The sequence below is a fragment of the Lichenicoccus sp. genome, assembly GCF_965276875.1.
Taxonomy (GTDB): domain Bacteria; phylum Pseudomonadota; class Alphaproteobacteria; order Acetobacterales; family Acetobacteraceae; genus Lichenicoccus.
In genome coordinates this window covers 1,162,255-1,175,420 of sequence record NZ_OZ255701.1, presented here as the reverse complement: position 1 = coordinate 1,175,420, position 13,166 = coordinate 1,162,255, and the positions used below count along the sequence as shown (strand labels likewise).

6 protein-coding genes are annotated in these 13,166 nt (G+C 63.5%); all 6 read left to right on the top strand.

Features of this window, described 5'->3' with window-relative positions:
• The first annotated feature begins 62 nt into the window (after positions 1–62).
• The 6 genes from ACQY4K_RS05825 to tkt all read left to right on the top strand — a co-directional run bounded on the left by ACQY4K_RS05825 (position 63) and on the right by tkt (position 13,162).
• Positions 63–2,219, top strand: coding sequence for an NAD(P)/FAD-dependent oxidoreductase (locus ACQY4K_RS05825; RefSeq protein ID WP_428394246.1), 2,157 nt, complete (start codon positions 63–65; stop codon positions 2,217–2,219).
• A 97-nt stretch (positions 2,220–2,316) separates the two neighbouring features.
• Positions 2,317–3,213, top strand: coding sequence for a fructose bisphosphate aldolase (locus tag ACQY4K_RS05820; RefSeq protein WP_428394244.1), 897 nt, complete (start codon positions 2,317–2,319; stop codon positions 3,211–3,213).
• A 314-nt stretch (positions 3,214–3,527) separates the two neighbouring features.
• Positions 3,528–6,788, top strand: coding sequence for a S41 family peptidase (locus tag ACQY4K_RS05815; protein ID WP_428394242.1), 3,261 nt, complete (start codon positions 3,528–3,530; stop codon positions 6,786–6,788).
• Between the two features lie 409 nt (positions 6,789–7,197).
• Positions 7,198–8,112 carry a helix-turn-helix domain-containing protein gene (locus ACQY4K_RS05810; RefSeq protein WP_428395987.1) on the top strand — a complete coding sequence of 305 codons (915 nt, stop codon included), beginning with the start codon at positions 7,198–7,200 and terminating at the stop codon, positions 8,110–8,112.
• A 424-nt stretch (positions 8,113–8,536) separates the two neighbouring features.
• Positions 8,537–10,624 carry a cytochrome c peroxidase gene (locus ACQY4K_RS05805; protein ID WP_428394240.1) on the top strand — a complete coding sequence of 696 codons (2,088 nt, stop codon included), beginning with the start codon at positions 8,537–8,539 and terminating at the stop codon, positions 10,622–10,624.
• Positions 10,625–11,074: 450 nt separating this feature from the next.
• Complete coding sequence (tkt, locus tag ACQY4K_RS05800) at positions 11,075–13,162, top strand: transketolase (RefSeq protein WP_428394238.1); 2,088 nt, start codon at positions 11,075–11,077, stop codon at positions 13,160–13,162.
• Positions 13,163–13,166 lie beyond the last annotated feature (4 nt).

Here is a 13,166-nt window from a genome sequence, read left to right as displayed (position 1 = left end):
CGCCTGGTCTCAGACCTGCGCGTCGGGCCGAACGCCCGCGCCCTTGTGAGATGACGGCTACGGTGTCCGGGACGTTGGCAAGGCGCGCTGCCGAGGTTTTCGAAACATGGGCAGTCAGCCCGAGCTGGGCGGGGGTGATAGGCCGCGCCGCCCAGGCCGCGCTGCTGCTGGTAGCGCGGGTCTGGTTGAGCCAGGCGATCTTCGTCCATCAGCTTATGACCATGATGCACGCCCGCGGCTTTGCTGAGACGCCACCCGTGGGCGTCACCATGGTGCAAGGCGTGGCGCCGCTGCTGCTGGCGACGGGCCTGTTGACCCGCCCGGTGGCGTTGCTGCTTGCCCTGGGCGTCGGCCTGGACGACGCCGGCGCGATGCTGACTAAGCCCCGGCTGCTCTTGCTCGCCTGGCTGGCGGTGGGGGGCTCGGGCCCTCTGTCCCTCGATTTCCTACTGGGCCGTGGACTCGCCCGGGTGCCGGTTTGGGCGGTGAGGACCGGCAATCGCTTCTACAATCGGTTGGATGCCTTGGCCGGTGTTGCGCTGCCGCTCGTAACTCGCCTAGGCGTGGCTTTCGTAATTGCGGCCGGAAGTGGATTTGCCATCTGGGCAGTGCCTGGCACCGGGGCGCTGGTGACGGCGCCGTGGTGGCTGCTGCTGCCGTGCTGGGCGCTCATTTTCGGCGCGGTCACCCGGATCTCGGCCTTGCTGCTCTGCGGTCTGGCACCGGCCGTTTTCTCCGGTACTACGGCAGGGCATTTTGATGTCGTGCTGCTACTGGCACTGTTGGTCTCGAGTGGGGCAGGTCCCGCTTCGCTCGACGCGGTGTTCGCCCGGTGGATACGCCTGGTCTGGCGCCGGCGTGATCGGGCGAATCGCGTCGCGCCACATGTCGTGGTGGTAGGGGGCGGCTTCGGCGGCATCGCCGTAGTCCGAGCGCTGCGGCAGGCTGCGTGCCGGATTACGCTCGTCGACCGCAGCAATCACACCGTGTTCCAGCCGCTATTGTATCAAGTCGCAACGGCCGCCCTGTCGCCCGCCGACATCGCAGCCCCAATCCGCAGCGTGCTGCGCGGACAAGCCAATGTCGCTGTGCGCCTGGGGGAGGTGACAGGAATCGATGGCGCCGCGCGGGAGGTTGTGCTTACACACGGCCGCATCCCCTTCGACCACCTGGTGCTTGCGACCGGTGCCCGGCACAGTTACTTCGGCCAGGACCATTGGGCGGCGCACGCACCTGGCCTGAAGAGCATCGACGACGCAACAGCGATGCGCGGGCGGATGCTGCTGGCCTTCGAGCGAGCCGAAGGTGCGGTCGATCCGGCCGAACGCCAGGCCCTGCTCACCTTCGTGGTGGTCGGCGGCGGGCCGACCGGTGTCGAGCTGGCCGGGGCGGTGGCGGAGTTCGCGCGGACCGGCCTGGACAAGGAGTATCGCGCCATCAATCCCGCTAGCGCGCGGGTTGTCCTGGTGCAGTCGGCTCCGCGCGTGCTGCCGGCGTTCTCCGCCATGCTGTCCGCGCGTGCGGAGCGGGCCTTGCACCAGCTCGGTGTCGAGGTCCGCACCGGCGCAAAGGTCACGCATATCAGCCAGGACGGCGTCGCAATCGACAGCGACCAACTCGCGGCGAGAACGGTTTTCTGGGCGGCTGGCGTCGCCGCCTCTCCCGCGGCGGCGTGGCTGGGCCAGGCCGGAGATGCCGCCGGCCGGGTGATCGTCGACGATGATCTCTCGGTTCCAGGCTGGTCCGGTGTCTACGCCATCGGCGACACGGCCGCCTCGAAGGGCTGGGGTGGTGCTGCCGTTCCGGGGCTCGCTCCTGCGGCCAAGCAGCAGGGCCGCTACGTCGCCCGAGCTATCCGAGCGGCGGCCGAGGGACGTGCCATGTCCGACAGCTTCCGCTACCGGCATTACGGCAACCTGGCGACGATAGGGCGATTGGCGGCCGTGTTGGAGTTGCGGCGGCTCCGTCTATGGGGTGCGCCTGCCTGGTGGTTCTGGGGGGCCGCCCACGTCCTGCTCCTCGCGGGCGGACGCAACCGCGCCGCCGTGGTGCTGAACTGGCTGTGGGCCTACCTGACATACAAGCGAGGCACGCGCCTCATTACCGGCAGGGACATCGCTGCGGGGGTCGATAACAAAATGAACAACACGGCGGAGCCGAGTCTGCACATGGGCCGCTCTGTCGTCTACTCTGGCCGCGCATCCGCCAATCGCTCGTGAGCCGTCGCGGCTCTATGAAGCGGGCGTTCTGTCCGTTCGCTTCGGTCAGAGGGGCCGGATTGACTGCTTGGACCATGTTTCTTGAGAGGAGCTACCGATGGCCGACGCGAAGATGATTGCCCAAGTCAAGGACCAGCCCGGCTTCATCGCCGCGCTGGACCAAAGCGGCGGCTCCACCCCAGGTGCTCTCAAGCTCTACGGCATCTCCGAGAGCGCGTATCGCAGCCAAGCCGAGATGTTCCGGCTGATGCACAATATGCGCACCAGGGTGATCACCGCGCCTGCCTTCAGCGGCGACAAGGTCATCGCGACCATCCTGTTCGAGCAGACGATGGACGGGGAGGTGAAAGGGCGACCCGTGCCCTCCTACCTGTGGGAGGAGCGCGGCGTGGTGCCGTTCGTGAAGGTGGACAAGGGCTTGGAGACCGAAGCTGACGGCGTCAACCTCATGAGGCCGATGCCCGACCTGAACGCACTGCTGGACCGGGCGGTCAGGCTTGGGGTGGTCGGCACCAAAATGCGATCGACCATCCGCCTGGCCGACCAGGCGGGCATTGCCGCGGTCGCGCGGCAGCAGTTCGAGGTGGGCGAGCGGATAGCGGCCCATGGCCTGCTGCCGATTTTGGAGCCCGAGGTGCTGATCAACAGCCCGGACAAGGCAGGCGCTGAGAGCCTGCTGCTTGACGAGTTGAAGCGAGGCCTCGACGCCTTGCCCGAGGAGCGGCAGGTCATGCTCAAGCTTTCCATTCCAGAGCAGCCCGACTTCTACCTGCCGCTGATCGAGCACCCGCGCGTTGCCCGCGTGGTCGCGCTCTCGGGCGGCTACGACCGCCACACCGCCTGCGGCAACCTCGTGCGCAATCACGGGCTGATCGGTAGCTTCTCGCGCGCCCTGCTGGAGGACCTTCGGTTTCAGATGTCGGACGACGAGTTCAACGCAGCACTCGGCGCGGCGACGGAGGAGATCTACGGAGCTTCCGTGGACAAGCGGTGAGAGCGCGACGTAAAGCGCACTTGCGTCAGTTCAGTCGTGCAACGCGGGGCGTCGGCTTTCTTTGAAGCAGATGGGCTCGAAACCGGGAATTGGATCACCGGTAAAAGCCGACCGCACCCATTTCGGTAAACCAGATGTCCGGTCGGCCAGTTGGTCGGGCTCCGCCACCTCGGAACCCGACGACTCTGATCGAGATCGGCGCCAGCACGGCATTCGCGCATTTGGCTGACCCCCAGGAGACGATCGACCGCGGAATTCCGCAGCCTGTCACGATCGGGAGAATGCGTAGAGCCATGGCGCGAGCGACAGCGATCATGGTTCTGCACGCCTTCATGGCGTGCTCCTTCTCGGAAGCTTCAGCGGCCCGGGCCACCCTGATGCGCTATCCAAATGCGAGCGCCGACCGGCTGGCTTTTGTCGCCCGTGGACAACTGTGGATCGCGCCGCTGACCGGGGGACGGGCGAGAGAGCTCACGCACGATCCCGGAGACGTCGTTGCGCCGCGCTTATCCCCTGATGGCCGCCACATCGCCTTCACCCGCTGGGTCGCAGGCGCGCGTGACGTCTACGTCATTCCCAGCAATGGCGGCAAGGAACGGCGGCTGACCTTTGACGGCAAAGGTGGTGACGGCGACAACCTGACGCTCGGTTGGACGCCCGATGGCGCACGCATCGTGTTCCTATCGAGCCACGGCGCATCAAACCGGGAGCAGTACCGCGCCTTCGCCGTGCCCTTCAAGGGCGGTCTGCCAGAGGATCTTGGCCTCGATCGCGCGGGTCTCATGTCGTTTTCGCCGGACGGGCGCTCGATCGTCCTGAACCGCAATTTCCGTAATTTTGAGCTGCGCAAGCGCTACGTCGGCGGCAAGCATCAGAACCTCTACGCCTATGCCTTCGCTTCAAGGCGTTTGACCCGACTGACCAACTGGACGGGCACGGACACCGATCCGATGCAGATTGGACGGAGAGTTTATTTTATTTCCGATCGCGGACCGGACTTTCGTCAGAACATCTGGGTTCTCGATCTCGACACACGCCGCTTTCACCAAATCACCCATTTCACCGATTTCGACGTGGATTGGCCTTCGCTCGGCGCCGGCGGGATCACGTTCCAGGAGGGTGGCGGTCTCTATCGTCTCGATCCGGCCACCGAGCGCGTGAGCGAGTTGAAGCCCGACCTGCCGGAAGACGGCGCGCCAGGCGCTTCGCGCGAGGCCGAAGTGGGTGAGGCGGTGAGAGCGAAAGACGCGCTCGGCGGCCTTGACTACGATCTTTCTCCCAACGGTGCGGCGCTGCTGGTGTCGGCACGGGGTGACATCGTTCAGGTTCCAGTTCACGGCGCGGCATCGGACCTGACCCGCACCACCGGGGTTGACGAGGATCATCCGTCCTGGTCGCCGGACGGCAAGTGGATCGCCTACACGACAGACGCAGACGGTGAGCAGCAGATCGTGCTGCAATCCGTCGCGAGCGGTGCAGCGCGCCTTCTGACCCATTCGCACGCGGACTATTTCTACAGCGCGGTTTGGTCGCCGGTCGGAGACATGATGGCCGTGGCGGATGCCAACCATGCGCTCTGGCTCGTCCCCCTTGATGCAAGCGGTCTGCGCCTGGTGGCGCGCGACCCCTATGCCGAGATCCGAGACGCGAGCTTTTCCCCAGACGGCTGTTGGCTCGCCTACAGCACCCAACGTCCAACCCGGCTTCGCGCGATACACCTTCACGAACTCGCAAGCGGGCGCGACCTTGTCGTCAGCTCGCCGATGGAAAGCGACCGGATGCCGGTCTTCACGCCGGACGGGCGCTATCTCGCATTCGTCTCACAGAGAAATGAACAGCCGTTCGTGTCCGACCGCGACGACGAGAGCCTCATCTCGACGCTGAACTCGGACGGGGTCTATATCGCCCCGCTTAGCCGAATGGGAGGAGCGCCTGGCAAAGGCACGCCTGCGTCAACCGAACGGAACGCGGGCACCGTTCGGGTGGACATCGACGGACTGATCTCGCGTGCTGTCGCCCTACCCGTGACGCCTGCGGTCATCACCACGCTGCAGGCACGCGGCGACGTCCTGTTCTACGAGGCGCGACCGCCGAAGCTGATCGATGGCGAGCTGGCGGGGCTGCAGCCAGCACTGCACGCCCTTGACCTGGCCACACTCAGCGACCGGAAACTGGTCGAGGGGCTCTCCAGCTACAGCTTGTCGGCCGATGGAACCACGGTGGCTTTCCGGCGCGGCGACCAATGGATGGTAGCCAGCACGCCACCGCATGCGGGTGCTCCCGTCGTGCTCGACTTCTCCGCGATCCGAGTGCCAGTCGATCCGCACCGCGGTTGGATCGAGATGTTGCAGAATGCCTGGCGGCTTGATCGCGATGTGTTTTTCAATCCTGCGATGAACGGCACGCATTGGCAGGCGGTGCATGACGCCTACGCCCGGCTTTGGCCGCAGATCGATTCGGAGCAGGATTTTCTCTACCTCCTCGGACAGATGCAGGGTGAGATTGCAAGCTCCCACACCTTCATCGACGCGAGCCCCGCCGTCGGACCAAAGGCACCGCCCCGCACGCCGTTGCTGGGCGCGGACTACGCGCTCGATACGGTCTCGGGCCACTATCGGATTGCGCGTATCTATCCAGGCGACCAGAGCCGGCCGGCCTTGCGGGGCCCTCTCGGTGCGCCGGGTCTCGGTGTCGTGGAAGGCGATTATCTGCTCGCTGTCGACGGGCATGAACTTCGCGCACCAACCCCGCCCCTCGCCGCCTTCATAGGCCTGAAGGGACGGTTGAGCCTGACTGTGGCGCACACACTCGATGGGCTCCGGCGCAACGTCGTAATTGACCCCGTCTATGACGACCTTCCCATCCGTCGCTTGGCCTGGACGACGGACAACCGCGCGCTGGTAGACCACCTCTCGGGCGGACAGCTCGGGTACGTTGCGCTGTCGGACTTCGACGACGAAGGCTCCAAGGAGTTCGTGCGCCAGTTCTACCCACAGCTCGACAAGCAAGGTCTGATCTTCGATGACCGCTGGAACCGCGGCGGTTTCACGAGCCAAGCGGTGCTGGACGTGCTGCGCCGCCTGAGGGAGGGCGTCTTCGTCAATCGGGAGCGGGCATTGTCGCCCTTGCCGACAGCCGCGCCGCCGGCGGCCATGATCGTCATCGCAAATAATTTCTCGGCGTCCGACGGCGATCAGTTTCCCTACTTCTTCCGCAAGTACCGCCTTGGTCCGGTGGTTGGGACGCGCACCTGGGGCGGCGTGCAGGGCATCAACGGTGCATGGCACCTCATGGATGGGACCGGTATCTTCATCCCGAAGGATGCCCTGGGCGATCGTGATGGAAATTGGGTCATCGAGAATGCAGGTGTGGCGCCCGACTTTGCCGCCGACACCGCCCCTTCCGATCCCCCCGGCGCTGATCCCCAGATTGAAGCGGCGGTGCGCGCGGGTCTGGAGCAGCTCCAACGCCATCCCGCTTTGCCCGCCCTTACGCCCGCTTGGCTGCCCGCCTACCCCGCCGCGGGAAATGTTCCCGGCGCCTCGGAGCCTGCTCCAGCGCCAGCAATCCGGTGAGGCTTCTGCCGGATGATCTGACGACGTCAACCCCTCGGGTCTGCTGGACGACGCCAGGTGTTTCGCGCTGGCAGGCCAGCGCCGTCTTGGTTATCGGCATTATTCCAAGAAGGTATTGGACGGCGGCGCACGGTCTGCTCGAATGGCGCTCGGCAAACGGCCCGGTTGCGGTATGCAAGTCGGTCCGAACTGTGAGCCATTTGAGATTATAGCGAGTGGGCAATGGATGCGGAGATAACGGGTCTCGTAGAAAGACCACCTGGCGCGTAGCGCCGAGCTAAGCCGCTTTTGGTCCAAGTCATACATTGTTGCAGGAGCACGTCCTGCGGACCCGGACCTGTGACTCGTTGCCGCCCAAAACTAAAGCTGAAAAAACTAGGCCGCTCTGGTCGGGAAAGACGCAATCGTGATGCACCTGGAATCGCCCGCACGCTGGTACGCGCGCATGCCACCACCAATCGTCACCAGGAATCTGGCCGGCGCTACGCTGCGCTGCTTCGAAGGGACCAGCCGCACGGTCGAGCAGCCCGCCTTGGACGAGAACGTCCTGTGCATGCACCTAGGCGCCCCCAAGCGCGTCAGCAGATGGCAAGGCTCTCGCTGGCAAACCTGGGATGTGCCGGTCCACGCTATCACCGTCATGCCGGCTTTCCGGGGCAACCGGTGGCGCACGGACGGTGTCATCGCGTATGCCCATCTTACGCTCAGCACCGACCTGCTCTGCCGTTGGGCACAAGAGGAGTTCGACCGTGATCCTGCAGAGCTTTTGTTGCTCGATCGGGTCGGTGTGGTCGACCCGCTGATCGCGGAGTTGATGCTTACCCTTGCTCGAGAGGCGACCGTATCGGGGCCGCCGCGTCTATACCGAGACAGCCTGCTCACGACTCTCGGTATCACATTGCTGAAGCGGCACTCGTCGCTGGCGCCGAGTGGCACACATGCGGACATCGAGAGGAGTCCGACCCGCGGTGGGTTGGCCGGGTGGCAGCTTCGCAGAGTAATCGACCACATGGAAGCGAACGCGACAAGCGATGTCGGCATAGATGAGCTGGTTCGGATCACAGGGCTAAGCCGGGCACAATTCTTTCGCGCGTTCCGACGGTCCACCGGCGATACGCCAGCGTGCCACATGCAGCGTCACCGGATGCGCCACGCCGCAACTCTGCTGGATCAAGGTCGCACGGTCGGGGAGGTCGCCGACATTTTCCGCTACAGCAACGGAAGCCACTTTGCCGCGGCGTTCTGGCGCGTCCATGGTGTTAATCCCTCTGATTGGCGCCGGATGCAAAGGGCGGGACCTTCGCGGTGGCCCCCGGAACGCTAAGTGGTCGACAAAGTTCCTTTTTTGAAGATTGTTCCCTACGGCCGATGTGTTTGCAAAACGGGAAGCTAGCCCGCTTATCTCACGGAGTGTCGGTGTATTGGGGCTCTGAACGGGCAAAAGTTCTTCTGCAACAAAAGTCTGCCGGGCGGCAGGAGAGTTACCCCGTATAGACATAGTGTAATGATTTCGAGCCTACGGAAAGGCCAAGTTCATGTTGGCGGTCCAAACGGCAAATCCTGGAAGGAACTTCATGATGAGATCTGAGGCATGCGGTTCGCGCCATCGCACAGTTCGCGGTGAGATCGTCATGACCACCTGTCTAAGCTCCTGGGCTCCTGCGTCAGGTCGCTTCTTGGGAGCAAGCCTCATTGCCCTTTTCATAACATTCCAGACAGGTCCGGCATCGGCCGCTGAGAGTAAGTCGGTGGATGCTGATGCTCCTACGCTACGCGCGTATATCGCCAACCAGGTCGGCGGGCTGCAGAAATTGCAAGTACCCGCGCTCAACAAGGACCTTCCGGTGCCACGCCAGGCAGATGGCACCGTCAACCCACGCTATGTGACGACTGAGGCAAAGCGCTACCTCGGCAAGATGATGTTCCACGACCCGGCCCGGACAGTGCGCATCAATAAGAACTTCAATCAGCCCGTCAATCTGCCTGGTGGGACTGCTTTCGGCGGTACGGTCAGAGCCTCCGATCCTGCAGTTGCGGGAATCGTTGAAGTTGAACAACAGACCGGATCGTGCGGTAGCTGCCATCTCGGCGAGGTGGCGGGCAAGGCAGGTCAGGTGCTTAACTTCAACGTTGGTGGAGAAGGTCGCGGTTACACTGACCAGAATGGCAACTTCGTCCCTCGCCGTCGGCCCCGGTCGATCCTGACGCGGCAGCGGTCTGCGCCGCTCTTCGCGGGTGACACGCTGGTCGATGCCATCCCGACCTTGGACGATGTCGACCAGATCGGCCAGAAGCCGAACGACAACATTGTGGTCGTCGACCCGTCCGCCTTCTACCATGAGCCAAATCCAACGGCCCTGCTCGCGACTGGCCGGCTCGACGAACTCGATAGCGTGGGACGTCTAGCGCCGTCGTTGGTTGGCGCCGGGTTCAACAACCGTCTTCTGCTGGGCGGCTTCGCCGGAGAGCCGACGGCGGCTCCAGGCTCGCTCAACCCGTACGGCGACCCGGCACAAGAGAACTTGACGCTGTTACTGCTCGACGCACACAGGATGCTCAACTTCGAGTCGGCGGTGCTTCAGCAAATCCCAGCCTACGTGAAGCTGTTCAAAGATGCCTTCCCGGCGGAAGCGGCTTTGGCTAAGACAAATCACAACATGGACGACTTGATTAACGACCAGACCGTATTCCGGGCCACGGCGACGTTCCTGCGTACAGTGGTCACCCGCAACACACCATTTGACCGCTTTCTGGCAGGCAACAATCAGGCTCTGACCGCCAGCCAGAGGCGAGGCGCGTATCTGTTCTTCACCTCGGCCGCCAATGGAGCCGGCGGGGCCGGCTGCTATAGCTGCCATAGTGGTCCGATGCTGAACAAGCAGACAAACGATCCGGACGTCACGGGCATGGGAAGTTTCGTCGAGGAAAACTTCTCCAACGTCGGCATTGGCGATCACCCGCTCCAAGCATTGGTCGCCGAGTTGAGAGGTCACTTCGATCCGAAGAAGCTGGGTGCCGATGGCTTCCCCTACCATGCCGAGGATAATGGCAGGGCTGACATAACTCAGAACCCGGGTGACTCATTCAAGTTCCGCACATTGACCCTGCGCCAGCTCAAGGGTGGGCGGAACTTCTTCCATAACGCCTCGTTCACTTCCATCCGTGAGGTCGTTAAGTACTTTAATGCCGGGGTGCCTCAGGATCCTACCGCGGGTGCCTCGCCAACACTGTCCGAGCGCTTCACCAACCCCCGTGGGCCGGACTATCCTCGCGGCCTTGGTCTGACGGAGGGGCAAGTCGATGATCTCACCGACTTCCTGAAAAATGGGCTCTTTGATCCAGCTTTTGTAAAATACGACCCATCTTCAACGACCGACACGTTCGAGCCGAACGTGCACGACCTCACCTACTCCAAATATCGTCCGGATCTCGCGGCGTTGGGAGCGAAGGACGGCTTTGTGCCCAGTGGCCTCGCGACCGACGACAACGACCCGCTGGCTCGGAGGGACGAAGGGCTGAGCTTTGAAGACGTCAACAAGCAAGCTGCGATCTCGCCGGTGGGTGAGAATGCCTACCGGATCACAAACGTCAGTTCGGCGCCAATCGATACGAACCTGCTTATCATCGTATCGGGCCTTCCAAAGAACGTGCCTCTGCTTAATGCGAGCGGGACAACGACCGGCGGAGACCCATATATTCGACTGTATTTAAAAGACGGAGAGCTCGATCCCGGCAGCGCCGTGCTTGTAAAACTGGTGCTTCGAAATCAGCGTGCCAAACTGAACTATAAGCTCGCTTTGTTGTCTGGGCAGGGCTCAAAGGTAGCGTCGCCGTGACTGCAGGCATCTGACAAACCCGACCCATTGTCGCGCCCTTCTCAAGGGCGGCAGTTCAAGTGTCGCACACACATGCACTCAATCGCGCAAGGGGTTTCGGCACGCAACGTTGTATGGATTACCGCTGCCGGTGATCTCATCCGGCCCGGTTTGTCGCACAATGTGCTGCGCCGGTGTGGTGTTCACCGTCTTCATGAAGTTGAATGTTGTGATGGATCAGCACTGTTTCGAGCGACCGATCGGGGGCAGGTCATATGAGCTGTGCCGCTTCAGGAGTGTCTTTGATTCATTATCAGCCTCGGCCGTGTACGCGATCAACAATAGCCGTACGCTGACGTCGCATGCCGTAACGGGACGGCAGTCAGATTGCGTGCTTCCTGCTCGCGGTAGAGCATCAAAGAGCCTTCCCCCGCTCTGTCTGTTTGACGCCTAAACGTAAGGGACTACTGGATGTATCAGCAGGTACTAGAAGGCGCCGGAACGAACGTGTCGGCCGGCGACATCGACCAGGTCGCAATCAACACCATCCGCACGCTGGCGATGGATGCCGTGCAGAAGGCGAAATCCGGCCACCCCGGAACGCCCATGGGTATGGCGCCGGTGGGCTATACCCTGTGGCAGCACGCGCTGCGTTACGATCCGGCGGACCCGCACTGGCCCAACCGGGACCGTTTTGTGCTCTCCGTGGGCCACGCCTCCATGTTGCTCTACGCGTTGCTACATCTTGCGCAGGTTGCATCCGACAAGGAGCACGCGGACAAGGGCCCCTATGCGGTTACGCTCGACGACATTAAGCAGTTTCGCCAGCACGCCAGCGTGACGCCGGGGCACCCGGAATACCGGTTGACCTCGGGTGTCGAGACCACCACAGGCCCGCTGGGCCAGGGTGTTTCCAACAGCGTCGGCATGGCAATGGCGCAGCGCTGGCTGGCCAGCCGCTACAACAAACCGGGCTTCCCACTGTACGATTATCATGTGTATGCGCTGGCCGGCGACGGTTGCATGATGGAGGGCGTGTCCAACGAGGCGGCCTCCCTCGCCGGGCACCTGAAGCTCGGCAACCTGACCTGGATCTACGACAGCAACCACATCACGATCGAGGGTCCCACCAAGCTCGCCTTTGGCGACGACGTGGGCGCCCGGCTGGCGGCGATGGGCTGGCATGTGATCCATGTCAACGATGCCAACGACACCGCGGCGGTGGCCAAGGCACTGGACGATGCGCGGGCGATCACCGATGGCCCCACGATCATTGTGGTGCATAGCATCATCGGCTACGGCGCGCCGAAGAAGGCCGGGACGCGGGAAGCGCATGGCGAGCCGCTGGGCGAGGAGGAAATCCGCGGGGCCAAACGCGCTTACGGATGGCCGGAGGACTCCTCCTTCCTCGTGCCGGACGGGGTGCATCAGCGCTTCGCCGAACAGATGGGCGCCCGGGGTGCTGCGGCGCGCAAGGCATGGATGGCGATGCTGGGGCGCTACCGTGAGCAGTATCCGGAACTGGCGCGCGAGATCGACATGATCGACCGTCACGAACTGCCGGAGAGCTGGGACAGCGAGATCCCGGAGTTTCCGGCCGATGCCAAGGGCCTGGCTTCTCGCGATTCGTCGCAGAAGGTGCTGAATGCGATTGCCAAGCAGGTGCCCTGGCTGATCGGCGGGGCTGCGGACCTCGCACCCTCCACCAAGTCCAACCTCACTTTCGAAGGCGCCGGATCGTTTGAGGCGGACGACTATGGGGGCCGAAACCTTCATTTCGGCATACGCGAGCATGTGATGGGGTCGGCCTGCAACGGCATCGCGCTGTCGGGCATGCGGGCCTACGGGTCGGGCTTCCTGATCTTCTCCGACTATATGAAGGCGCCAATCCGGCTCTCCGCCATCATGGAGCTGCCGGTGATCTACATCTTCACCCATGATAGCATCGGCGTCGGTGAGGACGGGCCTACGCACCAGCCGATCGAGCAGCTGGCGACGTTGCGCGCGATCCCCGGCATGATGACCTTCCGCCCGGCCGATGCGAACGAGGTGGCTGAGACCTGGCGCGTGGTGATGAAGCTGACGCACCGCCCTGCCGTGCTGTCTCTTAGCCGCCAGGCGTTGCCGACGATCGACCGCAGCAAGTACGCCTCGGCCAAGGGCGTGGCGAAGGGTGCCTACATCGTTGCCGATTGCGACGGCACGCCGGCAGTGATCCTGATGGCGACCGGCTCTGAGTTGTCGCTGTGCATGGGCGCATACGAGACGCTGAACGCCGAGGGTGTCAAAGTGCGCGTGGTGTCCATGCCCTCCTGGGAATTGTTCGAGCAGCAGGACCAGCAGTATCGCGACACGGTGCTGCCGCCGTCGGTCAAGGGCCGGCTGGCGGTGGAGCAGGCGGCGATGCTGGGCTGGGACCGCTATATCGGCATGGGCGGCGGCATGATCGGCATGCACAGCTTCGGTGCGTCGGCACCACTGGCAGCATTGCAAAAGCAGTTCGGGTTCACGCCGGAAGCGGTGCTCGAGGAAGCGCGCAAGCAGGCCAAGCGAGAATAGCAGG